Here is a 16,964-nt window from a genome sequence, read left to right on the forward strand (position 1 = left end):
AGCATTTTTGTTACTATTTTGTAACAAAATGCTGTTAAACAGTTGGCTTTATTAATTCTGAGTTCACATTTGCGAAATAAAATAGCAATCTAATCTGTGCACATTTACTCCGGTCAAACTTTTATTGTGGAAAAAACCAACCACAAAATGGAAATAAATTTTAAAAGCTTGCTATTTGGGTTGATATGTGTTATCATATCAACAGCCCGAAAAAAATTGAAAATGCTTTTTCAGGAAAGGATGAGTTGATGGGTAATCTCAGAGCCGCAGCGTTAGCTTGCGGAGTAGTCGCATCAGTCCTGGGCGGAGGTTTAGGAATTGCATATTTTAATTCTTCTACCGTAAGCCGTGCTGATCTCTTTGCTGAGGAAATTGCCGGTATCGCAGATGCCGTTAATGAATCCGCTACATCAGCTGAAAAACTTAATTTATCAGCTGTAGAAGAGAAATCGACTACATATAACAGAACAACCACCAAGAAATCTTATACAACCGAAAATTCAACGGTTGCAAGCAAATACTCAATGTCTGTTCAGGAAGGCACAACTTCCCAGTGCAGTACAGAAGCAGCTACAAAGGCTGCTCGGATTTCAAGATCGGTGCCAGCACCGGCTCACGCGCCGGCTGCATTAACACAGCCTACAACACAGGCAATGACCACAGCGGAAATTGTTGCTATGGTAACTTCATCTGTGTCAAAGGCTACAAGCACGGCTTCAAAGCCTGCTACAACAACGACAATTAAAACCACGACAACAACGATCACAACTACTGCTGCAACGACAACAACAGTTGCAACTACCGAGGCCGAGCCCGAAACGACCACCACATACGTCGAAGTAGAGACAGAGCCCGTAGTTACAGATGTTGAAGTAGTTGAAGATGGTTGGGATCTCCCCATAACAGAGGAGGAATACGTTCTTCTCTGTAATGCAGTTGCTAATGAAGCAGGCTGCAGCTGGATCAGCGAGTTCGATAAGGCTTGTGTTGTTGAGGTTATTATGAATAGAGTAAATTCTCCAAGGTTCTCGAACACTATTTATGGCGTTCTTACTGAGCCATATCAGTTCTCGGGTTGCTGGGGATATGTAAATTTGGGCACATATTCAAAATACGTTACACAGAGCGTTAAGGATGCTGTAACACTTTACTTTACAGAACCTGAATCATTTACTCATGGTTATCTTGGTTTCTGGGGTGACGGCTACAGCAATCATTTCTATTAATAGATAATTACAGTCGGCGGACCGCCGGCTGTTTTTTATTGTGCAGAGGATTACTGTACCGCGGGCTGTTGCCATACGTGTGAAAATGTGTTATAATCGTAGTATCATTGATTTAGGAGTCTGCAATGGAATACAGTATTAAAAAAATAGCAGAGCTGGCCTGTCTTGATATTGATCCCGTACATTATGAGGAATTCGCCGCTGATTTCGATGAGATCGTTGAGATGATGTCAGAGCTTCCCGAATACGGCTGCAATGATCATATCCCCGAGCCTATGGAGCTTCGTGATGATGCTGCCGGGAATACAGGCTGTGCTGAGGAGCTTTCAAAGAATGCTCCCGAATTTGTGAACGGCTGCTTTACCGTTCCGAGAACCGTGGAGTACTGATCATGCTTTGGGAATACACAGCAACCGAGCTTATCGGTATGCTTCACAGAAAAGAATGCAGTGGAAAAGAGATCATAAATGATGTAAGTATACGCGCTAATGATGTTCAGCCGCTATATAACTCTTATATAACACTTAGATCAGCAGCTGATACTGCTTCGGATACTATATGCAAAGCTGATGAATGTATGACGCTCAGCGGAATACCTGTTGCCGTAAAGGATAATATCTCCACCAAAGGCATACGTACCACCTGCGCTTCAAGAATGCTTTCTGATTATGTGCCGCCGTATGATGCTTTTGCTGTGGAACGTCTGAGATTAGCAGGAGCATATATTATCGGAAAGACGAATATGGACGAATTTGCCATGGGTTCTGCTTCTGATACAGGTTTTTTCGGAGCTGTACGCAATCCGCTTGATATGGATTATTCGGCGGGAGGTTCATCAGGCGGTTCTGCGGCGGCAGTTGCCGGCGGAGCTGCTGTTCTTGCGCTTGGTACGGATACGGGAGGCTCGGTGCGTCAGCCTGCATCATTATGCGGTATAGCTGGTTTTTGTCCTTCATATGGAGCTGTATCGAGATACGGTCTTATATCATTTGCCTCATCTCTTGACAGGATCGGCTTCATGGGCAGGAGTGTTTCCGATCTGAAGCTGCTGTACAATATTATAAACGTTCGGGACAGTCAGGATGTGACAAATTTTTCAAAAAAAAATTCTGCTGAAGAAAATGCAGACATAAAAGGTCTCAGGATAGGTATTGTGAAGGAATTTTCAGCGGCTTCGGCTGACAGCGATGTTACCGCGGCAGTAAATGCGGGAATAAAGCTTATGGAGCTGAGCGGCGCAGTAATAAAGAGCGTATCCGTACCGTCCGTTTCACTGGCTGTCAAAGCCTATTATATAATATCCTCAGCAGAGGCAGCTTCAAATCTGGCACGTTATGACGGTGTGCGTTACGGCCACAGAGCGGAGAACTTCAAGGATCTCAGGGATATGTTTGTCAGAAGCCGCAGTGAAGGCTTCGGAGAGGAAGTAAAACGAAGGATAATGCTTGGCACCTTTGTTCTGAGCGAAGGTTATGCAGAGTCTTACTATAAACGTGCAATGGCAGTCCGCAGACAACTGTGCACGGAGTTTGACGAAGTATTCCGCGAATGTGATATAATTGCAGCTCCCGTATATCCCTGTGCAGGGATAAGGCTTGGAGAAAAAACAAGCTCTGTCAAGCGTTACGCAGCTGATATATTCACAGTGCCTTCAAGTATGGCAGGACTTCCCGCTGTCAGCGTTCCCTGCGGAAAAAACAGCAAGGGACTGCCCATAGGACTTCAGCTTATCGGCGGTAGGTATCATGACGATCGTCTTCTTGAAGCGGCAGAGATATTTGAGATTCTGAGAGGTGATGACTATGGCAGAGCTTGAGAGTGTTATAGGTCTTGAAGTACACGCAGAGCTCAGTACCTCCACGAAGATATTCTGCGGCTGCCGCAATGTATTCGGCGAAGCTCCGAATACGCAGGTATGTCCCGTGTGTCTGGGACTTCCCGGCACTCTTCCGAGACTTAACAGGAAGGTTTGCGACTATGCGGTAAAAATAGGACACGCTCTTAACTGTCATATTAATCCTGTGAGCCGTATGGACAGAAAGAACTACTTTTATCCCGATCTTCCCAAGGCATACCAGATCTCGCAGTCGGATATCCCTATATGCGGCAAAGGCAGCATAGATATTATATCCGACGGTAAAATACGTACCGTGGGTATAACCCGCATACACATAGAGGAGGATGCCGGAAAGCTTCTCCATGATGACGGCTACGACGGCACTCTATGCGATTATAACAGGTGCGGAGTTCCACTCATTGAGATAGTAACAGAGCCTGATATGAGAAGCTCCGCAGAGGCTCATGCTTTTCTGGAACTTATAAGGAGTATTCTCAGATATATTGATATATCTGATTGCAAAATGCAGGAGGGAAGCATACGGTGCGATGTCAATGTGTCCGTTCATGAGAAGGGAAGTCCCTATGGCGAGAGGTGTGAGTTGAAGAACGTAAACAGCTTCAGTGCCGCTGTCCGCGGTATCGAATATGAGATAAAGCGTCAGACTGGCATAATCAGCAGCGGCGGCACTGTGGAACGTGAAACAAGGCGCTGGGATGATAAAAAGGGTATAAGCACTCTTATGAGGAACAAGGAGAATGCTCAGGATTACAGATTTTTCCCCGAGCCCGATCTTGGTGCGGTAGTTTTTGATGAAGAGCATATAAAACGGCTTAAAGAGGAGATACCGGAGCTTCCCGACCGAAAGATGATACGATATGTGAAAGATCATGGCATGAAGGAAGCGGAGGCTTTTGTTATCGCTGACAGCCGGGAAAAGAGCCGATTGTATGACGAGTGTGTGAGTACAGGAAGATGTCAGCAGAAAACAGCTGCCAATTTTATAGTAGGTGAGATAACCAAGTATATGAACGATACAGGAAAGAGCCTTTCCGAAACTGCACTGAACGCAGAGGGACTTGTAAGCCTGTGTGTGGCATATGAAAAAGGCACTGTCTCCAGCTCTGGAGCTAAAAAGGTCCTGGGTGAGCTTATAGAGCACGGCGGAAACGTTGATGATATTATAAACGATCTCGGTGTAGCTCAGAATTCAGACGCGGCCTTTATTGACAGCCTTGCCGAAGAGGTCATAGCTGCCAACGAAAGGTCGGTAAAGGATTACAGAAACGGTAAGAAAAATGCAATAGGTCATCTTGTGGGACAGGCGATGAAGCTCTCGATGGGCAGAGCCGATCCCCAGATGCTTAGAAAAGCACTTGAAAATAAACTTGATACGGAGGAATAAACATGGATTTTATTTGTTATCCCAAATGCACTACCTGTAAGAAGGCTGAAAAGTGGCTGGATGAAAAAGGTGTTTCCTATGAACTCAGAGATATAAAGGAAAAAAATCCGACACTGGCAGAGCTAAAGAAATGGTATAAAAAGAGCGGGCTTCCGCTGAAGAAGTTCTTCAATACCAGCGGCCTGCTTTATAAATCAATGAACCTGAAGGACAAGCTCCCGGCTATGAGCGAGGAAGAGCAGCTCAGGCTCCTTTCCACTGACGGTATGCTGGTAAAGCGTCCCATACTTATAACAGAGGACAGGGTACTCGTTGGTTTTAAGGAAAAGGAATACGAGGAAGCAATAAAATAAGACATAAGCGGACAAATTGTCCGCTTTTTTGTTAGCCTTGGTTAATTGACAGTTGTCAAGGATTCTGATATAATAATATACAGAAACAAGGAGGTGAGCTGATGAAGCAGTTCAATATAACAGGAATGAGTTGTGCTGCGTGCAGTGCAAGAGTAGAGAAGGCTGTTTCCTCAGTGGAAGGTGTTTCTTCCTGTTCGGTCAGTCTTCTTACAAATTCCATGGGAGTTGAAGGTACTGCCTCGGAGGCAGCTATAATAGAGGCAGTTGAAAAGGCTGGCTACGGAGCGGCGATAAAGGGCGGCAGTACTGCGGAAGCTTCCAGGGCTGACGGACTGAAGGATACTGAAACGCCGAAGATGAAACGCAGGCTTATAGCTTCACTTGCCTTTCTGATTATGCTTATGTATATTTCTATGGGACATACCATGCTTGGGTTCCCGCTGCCGTCATTTATGGAAGGCAATCATGTAATGACAGCTCTGGCTGAGCTTATACTTGCTGCAATAGTCATGGTAATAAACCAGAAGTTTTTCATAAACGGATTTAAAGGCATAATACACCGTTCACCTAATATGGATACTCTCGTTGCAATCGGCTCCGGAGCTTCCTTCATATACAGCACGGCTGTGCTTTTTCTTATGACAGCTGCTCAGCAGAAGGGTGACGGCGGAGCAGTCATGAGATATGCCCATGGGCTGTATTTTGAATCTGCAGCAATGATACTGACGCTTATAACAGTAGGAAAGCTTCTTGAATCAGTATCGAAAGGCAGGACTACCGACGCCATAAAAGGACTTATGAAGCTTGCACCAAAAACAGCAGTAATAATATCCGACGGCAGGGAAACGGAAGTGCCTGTGGAGCAGGTGAAGAAAGGCGATTTTTTCGTTATCAGACCGGGGGCGAGCATACCTGTGGACGGAATCGTAGTCAGCGGCGATAGTGCCGTCAACGAGTCTGCCCTGACAGGTGAGAGCATCCCCGTGGACAAATCCGAGGGAAGCACTGTTTCGGCGGCAACGGTCAATCAGTCTGGCTATCTGCGCTGTGAAGCAACAAGGGTCGGTGAGGACACAACTCTTTCACAGATAATAAAAATGGTAAGCGATGCGGCAGCAACGAAAGCTCCCATAGCGAAAATAGCCGATAAGGTATCGGGAGTATTTGTGCCTGTTGTTATCGGAATAGCGCTTGTCACATTTATTGTATGGCTGATAATAGGAAAAACAGTCGGTTTTTCTCTTGCCAGGGCTATATCCGTTCTTGTTATCAGCTGCCCCTGTGCTCTCGGACTTGCTACACCTGTGGCTATAATGGTGGGAAGCGGCGTAGGTGCTAAAAACGGGCTGCTGTTCAAGACGGCAGTATCTCTTGAAGAGGCAGGCAAGGCACAGATAGCGGCTCTGGATAAAACAGGTACCATAACAAGAGGAGAGCCTGATGTGACGGATATTATAACTGCCGAGGGTTTTACGGAGCAGGAACTCCTGCATATTGCTTACTCACTGGAAAAAAAGAGTGAACATCCTCTTGCGGGTGCCGTTATGAGATACGGTGAAAAAAATGAAGTTCAGGCTGCTGAGGTCAGTGAATTCAGGGCTGTGGCAGGAAACGGACTTACAGGCGTTATGGAAGGTTCACGGGTAACAGGAGGAAATCTTGGATTTATAGGCAAGCAGGCTGAGATCGGCGACAAGATCGCCGGAAAAGCTGAGAAACTTGCTGAAGAGGGCAAAACACCGCTGTTTTTTGCTAAAGATGGTGCAATGATCGGCGTGATCGCTGTTGCAGATGTAATAAAGGCTGAAAGCTCAGAAGCTGTACGTGAGCTTAGAAATATGGGATTGCGTGTTGTGATGCTTACGGGTGACAACGAAAAAACGGCAAATGCCATAGGAAAGCAGGCGGGTGTTGACGAAGTGATCGCAGGCGTCCTTCCTGACGGCAAGGCGAGCGTTATACGCAGACTGAGGAAAAAAGGCAAGGTCATAATGGTTGGTGATGGCATCAATGATGCTCCTGCACTGACGGCAGCGGATATGGGTATAGCTATCGGAGCAGGTGCAGATGTTGCCATTGACGCAGCAGACGTGGTGCTTATGAAGAGCAGTCTGAGCGATGTTCCTGCGGCTGTAAGACTCAGCAGGGCGACTCTGCGGAATATTCATCAGAATCTGTTCTGGGCATTCATATATAATATCATCGGTATACCCCTTGCAGCGGGAGTTTACTCGCGTATATTCGGCTGGGAGATGAATCCTATGTTCGGAGCTGCAGCAATGAGCTTATCAAGCTTTTTCGTTGTTTCAAACGCTCTCAGGCTGAATTTCTTCAAGGTACACGACAGCAGTAATGACAGGAAGCGAAAAACAGTATATCAGGAGGCGGATAAGGAAGCTTCGGGTTCGGTAACACTGAAAATAAAGGGAATGATGTGCGGCCACTGTGAAGCAAGGATGAAGAAGGCGCTTGAAGAGTTGACCTTTGTTGATGAAGCAGTGACAAGCCACGAGAACGGAACGGCGGAGCTTTCTTTATCCGGAGAAATGGATGAAAAAGCTGTTAAAAAGGCAGTAACTGATGCAGGATATAAATATCTCGGCATTAAATAATATAAAGTCAGCCATAGAGCTGGAAAAAGAGCAAGGAGAAGATAATGGAATTAGTACTCATATCTGCACTGATCGCGGTTATTATTGTTGTTGTGATCATATTTTCTTTAAGAGCCAAAAACGCAACTGATTATTATGTGCGTCATTCTTTCGGTGACAGCGAGCGTGTAAAAGAGGACGTTCTGGACAGAATGGACGCAATAGCTCTGCTTTTTGAAAAGCAGAAAAAGGATTACGATGCATCCGAGCTTGTAGATGAAATAACCTGGGATGACCTTGACATGAAGTCGGTCTTTTTCCGTGCAGATCATACAGATAGTTTTGCAGGAGAGCAGTGCCTTTATTCGGCTCTGCATATCCTGAGCGATAAAGCTCCGAATGAAGTGATGAACAATGATACGGTGGAGTTCTTTGATAAAAATGAGGAAAAGCGAAACAAAGTCAGAAAGATTCTTCACGGTATAGGTAAGCCAATAAATGCCTACTATTCATTGGATATAGCTGATGATATCGAGTCAAAATATCTTCCTTACAGTTTTATCTATCCGTTGCTGCTGATCTCGCTGGTAGGTCTGGGAATTTTCGGATGGATCTTTCACAGCCCGACATTAATATCTTTTTGCATAATCAATTATCTTGTAAATCTTATAGTACATATCCTTTTGAGAGCAAGTTTTGAGGCAAAGCTTGAGTCCCTGTTTTCAATGGGAATGACCATAAATGCCGGATTTGCACTAAAAAAAGTCGTTCCCGAAATGTCATCGTGTGTTGATGAAAGCCTTAATAAGCTGAAAAAAGCGTCCGGAATAATGAATATGCTGAATATGAGAAAGAGCATGATGCGTACGGATGACATCATGAGCTTATTAATGACATACCTGACAGGCCCGTTTATGCTTGATTTCATACTGTATAACATCGGACTGAAAACTCTCTCAGACAAGACCGGGGATTATTTCAAGGTTTACCGTTTTGTGGGTGAAATAGACTGCTCCATAGCGATTGCCTCCTTCAGAAGAAGTCTTGACGCTTACTGCGTTCCTGAATTCAACGATGAAAAGCGCATAGAGTTCAGTGAGGTATTTCATCCTCTGATCTCGGAGGCAGTTGTAAACGATCTCAGCACCTGTAAGAATATCGTACTCACAGGTTCAAATGCCTCTGGTAAATCCACATTTATAAAGGCATCTGCTATAAATCTTATACTTGCACAGTCCATATTCACCTGTACAGCGCAGTATGCTTCCTTGCCACACTGCGGAGTGATCACGTCAATGGCTGTACGCGATGACCTTGCTTCGGGAGAAAGCTATTATATACGTGAGATCAAGTATCTGAAACGTATGACTGAGTGCGTAAAGAACGGAAGGCTTCTGTTCCTGGCTATCGACGAGATACTGAAGGGAACCAATACAAAGGAGAGGATCGCTGCCTCAAAGGCTGTTCTGCGTTATTTTAACAGCACCAACTGCATAATTATGGTGGCAACTCACGATATCGAGCTGGCTGAGAAGTTCGACGGCATATATGAAAACTACTATTTCTGTGAAAAGCTGGACGAAAAAGACATTGTGTTCGATTACAGGATACATAATGGAATATGCCGTTCAAGCAACGCGATCAAGCTGCTAAGCGTCATCGGCTTCCCTGATGATATTGTAAATGATGCTCTTTCGGAGCTTTAATACCTAAAAAGCTGCGGCTTTTATTGTAATCATAGATATATTTTTTTTACATAAAATATGGAATAAAAAATCTCCCCCAAGTGTATACTCAGGGGAGAAATGTATTATTATAGCACTTTTATATAGCTATAAATCTGCGATTTTAATATATGACAGTCTTTAGCTTACTGAATTATTAAAAGCCACTATGATATATTTAATTGATAAAGACGATTTATAGAATTATACCGCTCTTATGGCATTACTACTTCTATATCTTTACCATATTTCATTATTCTAGTCTCATAAGTAGTATATAAAACCTTACCGCAGGAATTACAGCACCATTTTATCTCTCTTCTTTCCTTGTAACGTCCTCCATAAAGATTTTCTACTTTTTTCCACGGACCATACTTTGGGCGAGGCATATTGTGGTTGCATGCTGCATCTGCAGTAATAGTGTTGTTTGACTGCGGCGCAATAGTCTTAACTATAGCTGTTCCTGTTCCGAGAAGTGTGAATGCCATTGCTACTGATACAATTTTTTTGATAGTGTTTTTCATTTGCTTAACATCCTTTAAAATATATTTAAGGTTGAATTGTTAACCTTATACAATAAATTATACACCAAAAGTCAATTTTTGTCAACGTTTTTTGCATAATGTTCGATTTGTACATTGCCATGTGTTGTAATTTGTGACATTGTATTACAGAAAAAGCCTCTTCTTCATAAGGGGCTTTCTCAATAACTATTATAAATACTTATATATTAGCAGCATCGTTACTTGCTTTTTTTATTTATATATGGTTTTCTTCTCACTTGCAAAAAAAATCTTTATGTGGTATAATTATAAAGTGTGTATTAAAACATAACCGAAAGGCAGAGGATTATGGCTAAAAAACAAGATTATGGCAATGATAGCATATCAATGCTCAAGGGTGCTGACAGAGTACGAAAGCGTCCTGCTGTTATATTCGGCTCGGACGGCCTTGACGGCTGCGAGCATTCTATCTTTGAGGTCATTTCTAACTCGATAGATGAAGCGCGTGAAGGCTACGGAAATAAAATAGTCATCACTCATTACAGAAATAATGAGATAGAGGTCGAAGACTTCGGCAGAGGCTGCCCCGTTGACTATAATAACAACGAAAAGCGCTATAACTGGGAGCTGGTATACTGTGAGCTCTATGCAGGCGGTAAGTACGATACAGCCGCTGAGTCCTATGAGTATTCCCTCGGACTTAACGGACTTGGTCTGTGCTCAACACAGTATTCCTCGGAATTTATGGACGTTGAGGTAATCCGCGACGGCTTCAGGTATAATCTGCATTTTGAGAAGGGTAATAATGTGGGCGGACTGAAAAAGGAGCCCTGCAAAAAGAAGCAGACAGGTACCAAGACACGCTGGCGTCCTGACCTTGAGGTATTTACGGATATAAATGTTTCGGACGAGTTCTTCTGTGATATACTGAAACGTCAGGCAATAGTAAATCCAAATATACTCTTTGTTTTCCGCTCGGAAAATGAAGCAGGTGGTTTCAATGAGCAGGAATTCTTCTATGAATCCGGTATAACCGAGTATGTTCAGGAAATAGCAGGCGAGGGGGCACTGTCCTCGATTCAGCACTGGACTGCCGAGAAAAAGGGCAGAGACCGTGACGACAAGCCTGAGTATAAGGTAAAGCTCGATGTGGCTCTTACCTTCTCAAACAAGACAAAGCTCACCGAGTACTATCACAATTCCAGCTTCCTGGAGCACGGCGGATCTCCCGCTGAAGCTGTAAAGCGCGCTTTCCAGGCTCAGATAGACAGCTATATCAAGTCTATAAACGGCTATCAGAAGAATGAGAGCAAGATAACATATGCCGATGTTGAGGAATGTCTTATCCTTGTATCATCGTCCTTCTCAACTCAGACTTCCTATGCAAATCAGACCAAAAAGGCTATTACCAATAAATTTATCCGTGAAGCTATGACGGAGTTCCTGCGTCATCAGCTGGAGGTATACTTTATTGAAAATCCCGATGAGGCTCAAAAAATAGCCGAGCAGGTTCTCATAAACAAGAGAAGCCGTGAGAATGCTGAAAAGGTCAGACTCAACGTTAAGAAAAAGCTTACAGGCACCATAGATCTTTCAAATATGGTCGAGAAATTCGTTGACTGCCGTACAAAGGACGTTTCACGCCGCGAGATATATATTGTGGAGGGCGATTCGGCGCTCGGTTCCGTAAAGCTGGCAAGAAATGCTGAATTTCAGGCAATAATCCCTGTACGAGGCAAGATACTCAACTGTCTTAAAGCTGAGTATTCCAAGATATTCAAGAGCGAGATAATCACTGACCTTATAAAGGTTCTTGGCTGCGGAGTTGAAGTAACTACCAAAGCCAACAAGGAGCTTTCCAACTTTGATATAAACAATTTCCGCTGGAGCAAGATCGTTATCTGTACCGATGCGGACGTTGACGGCTTCCAGATAAGAACGCTTATACTTACCATGCTCTACAGGCTCACACCTACCCTTATCGAGCAGGGATACGTTTATATCGCGGAATCTCCGCTATTTGAGATAAACACCAAGGAAAAGACTTATTTTGCCTATACCGAACAGGAAAAGCAGCGCATTCTTGAAATTATCGGCGATAAAAAGCACACTATACAGCGCTCGAAAGGTCTCGGTGAGAACGAGCCAGATATGATGAGCCTTACTACAATGAATCCCGACACAAGGCGTCTTATCAAGGTAACTGCCGAAGATATAAGCGAGTCCGCAGAGATATTCGAAATGCTTCTTGGTGACGATCTCCAGGGACGTAAGGACTATATATCGGAATACGGAGCTGATTACCTTGAACTGGCTGATATAAGCTGATGAGGTGATTCTATGAAAAAGATCAGAATGACAAAATGTCGCTTTTGCGGCGGAACTGAGTTTATTACAGCCTATCAGACAGGTTATGCCAGGGCTGAAAGTGCTGAAAGTCTGTTCAGATCAGCTGTTCTGTACCATACTATATGCCGTAACTGCGGCAGCGTTGTGAGATCTTATGTGAAAGATCCCGAAAAGCTTCTGAAAAAGAGCGAAAGACGTAAAGAAGGAGAAGATTAAATGCCAAGGAAGAAGGAAACTCCTAAAAAACAGCCTGCATACAAGCACGAGGCTTATATAGAGGGCTCGGGCAGTGTCGTTGATGAAAAGATTGCAGATACTCTTAAAAAGAACTATATGCCCTACGCTATGAGCGTTATCATCTCACGTGCTCTTCCCGAGATCGACGGATTCAAGCCTTCTCACAGAAAGCTTCTTTATATGATGTACAAGAGGGGACTGCTTAGTCCCGATAAGGAGCGCTCAAAGTCTGCCAATGTTGTTGGTGAGACAATGAAGCTCAATCCTCACGGCGATCAGGCCATATATGAGACTCTTGTGCGTATGACAAGGGGCAATGAGGCTTTACTGCATCCGTATATCGACAGCAAGGGCAACTTCGGAAAGCAGTATTCCAGCAAGATGCACTTTGCCGCTCCACGTTATACCGAAGTAAAGCTTGAAAAGATCTGCAATGAGCTTTTCCGTGACATTGACAAGGAGACTATTGATTTCGTCCCGAACTATGACAACACCATGCAGGAGCCTACTCTACTCCCTGCAACTTTCCCTACGGTGCTTGTGAACTCAAATACGGGTATCGCTGTATCTATGGCAAGCAATGTCTGCCCCTTCAACCTTGAAGAGGTCTGTGAGACCACCATTGCACTTATGAAGGATCCCGACCATGATATACTCAGCACCCTGAAGGGACCAGATTTTCCGGGCGGCGGACTCATGCTCTATGATGAGGCTGAGCTCAATAAGGTTTATGAAACAGGCCGCGGAAGCATAAAGGTACGTGCAAAATACAACTACGACAGCTCTGCAAGATGTATCGAGGTAACAGAGATACCATATACTACCACTATCGAAGCTATTATCGAGAAGATCATTGACCTCGTAAAGCAGGGCAAGATAAGAGAGGTCGCTTATATCCGTGACGAAACGGATATTGACGGTCTGAAGATAGCTATTGACCTCAAAAAAGGCACTGATCCCGATAAGCTCATGCAGAAGCTGTATCGTCTTACACCCTTACAGGACAGCTATCCCTGCAATTTCAATATCCTTATTGCGGGTACTCCCAGGGTAATGGGCGTCCGTGAGATACTTATCGAGTGGACTGCATTCCGTGAGGAGTGCATACAGCGCAGAACATATCACGATCTTCAGAAGAAAAAAGAAAAACTCCATCTGCTGGAAGCTCTTTCAAAAATACTTCTTGATATCGACAAGGCTATCAAGATAATCCGCGAGACCGAGAATGAAGCGGATGTTGTTCCCAACCTTATGATCGGTTTCGGCATTGATGAGGTACAGGCAGAGTACGTAGCCGAGATAAAGCTCCGCAATATCAATAAGCAGTATATCCTGCGCCGTATCGAGGAAGTTGACCAGCTCAGGAAGGATATAGAGGAGATGGAGGATATTCTCCGCGATAAGAAAAAGATACGTAAGATCATCGTAAATGAGCTTCGTGATGTTGTAAAGAACTATGCTCAGCCGAGAAAGACCATGTTCTATTATCAGTCTGATATTGAGGAAGAGGAGGAGATCGACGATACTCCCGATTATCCTGTAAACCTCTTTGTGTCCGATAGCGGCTACTTCAAGAAGATAACGCCTCAGTCGCTGCGTATGAGCGGTGAGCAGAAGCTGAAGGAGGGTGACTTCATCAGCCAGAGCTTTGAGGCAAGCAACAAGACAGATCTCATATTCTTCTCGGATAAGGCTCAGGCATATAAATCAAAGGCAAGTGCCTTTGATGATACAAAAGCAAGCGTTATGGGCGATTATATCCCTGCAAAGCTCAGCTTTGATGAGGGTGAGTCGCTGAAAACTCTTGTGCCTACAACTGATTACAGCGGATATATAGTATTCTTCTTTGAAAACGGAAAGGCTGCAAAGGTTCCGCTTAAATCCTATGAGACAAAGACCAACCGTAAAAAGCTTTCAAATGCTTATTCTTCAAAATCTCCTCTCATTGCTGCTTTATTCGTTGGAGAAGGAGCAGATATTCTCCTCAGAACTTCAAGCGGACACGCACTTGTATTCAATACAGGCATGATACTTCCGAAGTCTACAAGAGATTCACAGGGCGTTCAGGTTATAAATCTGCGTAAAAAGGCAGTTCTTGCATCTGCTTCTGTTATATCTCCCGAGGAGCTCCCTGATTTTGAGAAATATCGTTCCAAGAGCGTTCCCGCCGCAGGTAAGCCTGCAAAGGAGCTCGGTGACAGCAATCAGCTTACATTCTGATATATTTTTAGAAATAATAAAGCCCGAAAGATATTCTTTCGGGCTTTGGTTATTATTCCTGAGAAATGATCTCTTTATAGAATTCGGAAATGTCCTTGCGCATATCCTGTGTGTACTGTATTGCTGTTCTCGGATGCTGATTGAACAGACCTGTGAGAAGGTACTGAAGATCGTATCCCCATACAGCACCGTCTGCACGGAGTTTATCCATATGCTTCTCTATGAACTGAAATACGGGATATACGTTATACTTGGGATTTTTAAGGAAACCGAGAAGAAGCTCCATAGCACAGTTGCCGGCACCGCGGCCCATTGAAGAATATGTAGCATCAAGCCAGTCAACGCCGTCGCCGACAGCTTCTATGGTGTTGGCGAAGGCAAGCTGTTGGTTATTATGTGCGTGCACACCTATCTTTTTATTGTATTTTTCAGCATATTCAAGGTAAAGAGCAGCAATTCTTGCCATTTGCTCTGGGTATATTGAGCCGAAGCTGTCAACTATGTAAATAACATCAACAGGGGACTGGCCGAGTATATCAAGAGCAACCTTGATATCTGCCTCCTGAGCATTTGAGATCGCCATGATATTGCAGCTTACTTCGTAGCCCTTGTTCTTTGCGTCTTCGATCATATCAACAGCTGTAGGTATCTGATGCACATATGTGGCAACGCGGATAAGATCAACAGGGCTTTCGGAACGGTCAGCAATATCCTGTTTGTAATTGCAGCGTCCGACGTCAGCCATGATCGCAATCTTGAGGTCAGTATGGTTTTCACCGACAATTGTACGGATATAATCGTCATCACTGAACTTGCATGGGCCGAAGTCCTCGACCCTGAACATTTCCTTGTCAGCTCTGTAGCCGAATTCCATATAGTCAACGCCTGCTTTTATATTTGCAAGATAAAGATCTCTTACAAACTCGTCGCTGAATCTGAAGTTATTGACAAGTCCGCCGTCTCTGAGAGTTGCATCTACAACCCTGACATCTGATCTGTAATTCATAAGTTTAGAAATTTCTTTCATATTCTTTCCTCTTTCCGATTATCACTGTATCGCTTTGCACTGTTGTGCTTTAAAGCTTTTTATCACTAAAGGTAGTATAACACACTTTTTCGTTCTTGTCAATCCCTTTTTAAAAATAAATGGGAACATTTTTTATGTTCCCATCTGAATGTTATCATATCAATATCCAAGCTCTTCGCCTACGATGATGACCTTAATGCGTCCCTTATGACGCTGATGTGCAGAGATAAGGTAGTTACAGCATATTCTTCCGTCACCGCCGCAGCCGTCGCTGATCTGGTGACCTGCTTTTGACAGTGATACACACTCGCCTTTTTCCTTGCAGTATGTCTCACAGTTGAGTCTAAGGCAGTTAGGAGGTGCAGCTTCTCTTTTTACTCTTAATTCTGCTTCCTTGAGATCTCTTACGATCTTATTGCAGCCTGCGATGATTATTACAGACTTGGGACCATAGGCAATAGCTGCTATACGGTTGCTGTTGCCGTCAACGTTATAAAGAACGCCGTCTTCTGTTATTGCATTTGAACTGGATATATATACGTCAGCGGAAAATGCGCGTATATAAAGCTCTGCAACCTCCTCAGGCGTCATTTTTGAACGGTCAAGATAATAATAGTCGGGTGAGGAAAGAAGTTCCGAAAGACCGCATTCACCCATGGTCACTGTACCGCCATTTGTTATAACATCACCCTTTTTAATGAGCTTTTCAACGATAGGACAGACATCTTCCTTAGTTTCGGCGTAATAGAAGTCCATGTTGTTTTTCTGAAGGTTTTCACCGACCTTCTGTATACGTTTTTCAAGTATTGTTTTCTTATTGTTGTCCATATAATGTACTCCTTTGTTATAAAATCAATATGCGGGACAAGCTGTCCCGCATATCATTATTCTAATTTAGATCAGTCGTTATCAGGTTCAAGAACAGCATAGTTTCCGTCCGAACGCTTATAAACAACATTTATAAGACCTGTTTCTGCATTTGTGAACATGAAGAACTCATGATCCAGAAGGTTCATCTGAAGGATAGCTTCGTCGATGTCCATAGGTCTCATCTTGAACTTCTTATGCTTGATGACTTCATAATCAAAGGTTTCAGGTACGGGGTAAGCAAATGCTTCCTTGAAAGCAGCATCTTTAAGCTTCTTTTCTACCTTTGTCTTGTTTTTCCTGATCTGTCTGATTATCTTGTCAATAGCATCGTCAAGAGCAACGTATTTATCTTCAGCAGAACGCTCTGCACGGAATATGATACTGTTGTATTTAACGGTAAGCTCAAGAATTATCTGGTTTCTGATCTCTGAAATAACGATCTTTGCATCGGCATCGTCTCCAAAGAACTTTCCGAGGCGTGTATCAATTCTCTTCTCAGCATATTCGGTAAAGTTGGTAGGGATCTGCATTTTCTTAGCTGTGATAGTTGTTTTCATATTAGTCCTCCTTTGAGCCTTGTAAAACAAAGCCATATCTTTATGGTTACATTATACCATAAAAC

The 16,964-nt window shown here is 43.8% G+C and carries 14 protein-coding genes; 10 read left to right on the forward strand and 4 right to left on the reverse strand.

Translation table 11 applies throughout. The annotated features are described in order from the left end of the window. The first annotated feature begins 248 nt into the window (after positions 1–248). The 7 genes from RF007C_RS16465 to RF007C_RS07515 all read left to right on the forward strand — a co-directional run bounded on the left by RF007C_RS16465 (position 249) and on the right by RF007C_RS07515 (position 9,118). The gene (locus RF007C_RS16465; RefSeq protein WP_051456588.1) at positions 249–1,226 is read left to right on the forward strand and encodes a cell wall hydrolase; all 978 of its coding nucleotides are present in this window, start codon (positions 249–251) and stop codon (positions 1,224–1,226) included. Positions 1,227–1,351: 125 nt separating this feature from the next. Next, positions 1,352–1,615: an Asp-tRNA(Asn)/Glu-tRNA(Gln) amidotransferase subunit GatC gene (locus RF007C_RS07490; RefSeq protein ID WP_019678478.1), complete on the forward strand. Its 264-nt coding sequence runs from the start codon at positions 1,352–1,354 to the stop codon at positions 1,613–1,615. Between the two features lie 2 nt (positions 1,616–1,617). Continuing rightward, positions 1,618–3,042 carry an Asp-tRNA(Asn)/Glu-tRNA(Gln) amidotransferase subunit GatA gene (gatA, locus tag RF007C_RS07495; protein WP_051456589.1) on the forward strand — a complete coding sequence of 475 codons (1,425 nt, stop codon included), beginning with the start codon at positions 1,618–1,620 and terminating at the stop codon, positions 3,040–3,042. Further along, positions 3,029–4,468, forward strand: coding sequence for an Asp-tRNA(Asn)/Glu-tRNA(Gln) amidotransferase subunit GatB (gene gatB / locus RF007C_RS07500; RefSeq protein ID WP_037298792.1), 1,440 nt, complete (start codon positions 3,029–3,031; stop codon positions 4,466–4,468). The genes gatA and gatB overlap by 14 nt, the downstream gene beginning before the upstream one ends. A 2-nt stretch (positions 4,469–4,470) precedes the next feature. After that, a complete protein-coding gene (locus RF007C_RS07505; RefSeq protein WP_037298795.1) occupies positions 4,471–4,821 on the forward strand; it encodes an arsenate reductase family protein in 351 nt (116 codons plus the stop codon). Between the two features lie 101 nt (positions 4,822–4,922). Further along, a complete protein-coding gene (locus RF007C_RS07510) occupies positions 4,923–7,433 on the forward strand; it encodes a heavy metal translocating P-type ATPase (protein WP_037298797.1) in 2,511 nt (836 codons plus the stop codon). Between the two features lie 44 nt (positions 7,434–7,477). Beyond that, the gene (locus RF007C_RS07515; RefSeq protein ID WP_037298800.1) at positions 7,478–9,118 is read left to right on the forward strand and encodes a MutS-related protein; all 1,641 of its coding nucleotides are present in this window, start codon (positions 7,478–7,480) and stop codon (positions 9,116–9,118) included. A gap of 233 nt (positions 9,119–9,351) precedes the next feature. Here RF007C_RS07515 and RF007C_RS07520 read toward each other — a convergent pair whose 3' ends face one another. Then, positions 9,352–9,660 (reverse strand): hypothetical protein, encoded by a 309-nt coding sequence (locus RF007C_RS07520; RefSeq protein WP_037298803.1) that lies wholly within the window; start codon positions 9,658–9,660, stop codon positions 9,352–9,354. A 327-nt stretch (positions 9,661–9,987) separates the two neighbouring features. On the opposite strand from RF007C_RS07520, the gene RF007C_RS07525 reads away from it, so the two are divergent. The 3 genes from RF007C_RS07525 to RF007C_RS07535 are packed head-to-tail and all read left to right on the forward strand — an operon-like array spanning position 9,988 to position 14,445. Next, the gene (locus RF007C_RS07525) at positions 9,988–11,967 is read left to right on the forward strand and encodes a DNA gyrase/topoisomerase IV subunit B (protein WP_037298806.1); all 1,980 of its coding nucleotides are present in this window, start codon (positions 9,988–9,990) and stop codon (positions 11,965–11,967) included. A 12-nt stretch (positions 11,968–11,979) separates the two neighbouring features. Further along, entirely contained in the window at positions 11,980–12,204 is a 225-nt protein-coding gene (locus tag RF007C_RS07530) for a hypothetical protein (RefSeq protein WP_019678485.1), read from the forward strand. Continuing rightward, a complete protein-coding gene (locus RF007C_RS07535; RefSeq protein ID WP_037298808.1) occupies positions 12,205–14,445 on the forward strand; it encodes a DNA gyrase/topoisomerase IV subunit A in 2,241 nt (746 codons plus the stop codon). A 52-nt stretch (positions 14,446–14,497) separates the two neighbouring features. Here the strand turns inward: RF007C_RS07535 and RF007C_RS07540 are convergent, their stop codons facing one another. From RF007C_RS07540 to hpf, 3 genes are all read right to left on the reverse strand, one after another. Next, the gene (locus RF007C_RS07540; protein WP_019678487.1) at positions 14,498–15,472 is read right to left on the reverse strand and encodes an aldolase catalytic domain-containing protein; all 975 of its coding nucleotides are present in this window, start codon (positions 15,470–15,472) and stop codon (positions 14,498–14,500) included. 159 nt (positions 15,473–15,631) lie between these two features. Then, positions 15,632–16,300 (reverse strand): lactate utilization protein, encoded by a 669-nt coding sequence (locus tag RF007C_RS07545; RefSeq protein ID WP_037298810.1) that lies wholly within the window; start codon positions 16,298–16,300, stop codon positions 15,632–15,634. 71 nt (positions 16,301–16,371) lie between these two features. Then, the gene (gene hpf / locus RF007C_RS07550; protein ID WP_019678489.1) at positions 16,372–16,899 is read right to left on the reverse strand and encodes a ribosome hibernation-promoting factor, HPF/YfiA family; all 528 of its coding nucleotides are present in this window, start codon (positions 16,897–16,899) and stop codon (positions 16,372–16,374) included. Positions 16,900–16,964: the final 65 nt, after the last annotated feature.

This window comes from Ruminococcus flavefaciens 007c, from assembly GCF_000571935.1.
Taxonomy (GTDB): Bacteria; Bacillota; Clostridia; order Oscillospirales; family Ruminococcaceae; genus Ruminococcus; species Ruminococcus flavefaciens_F.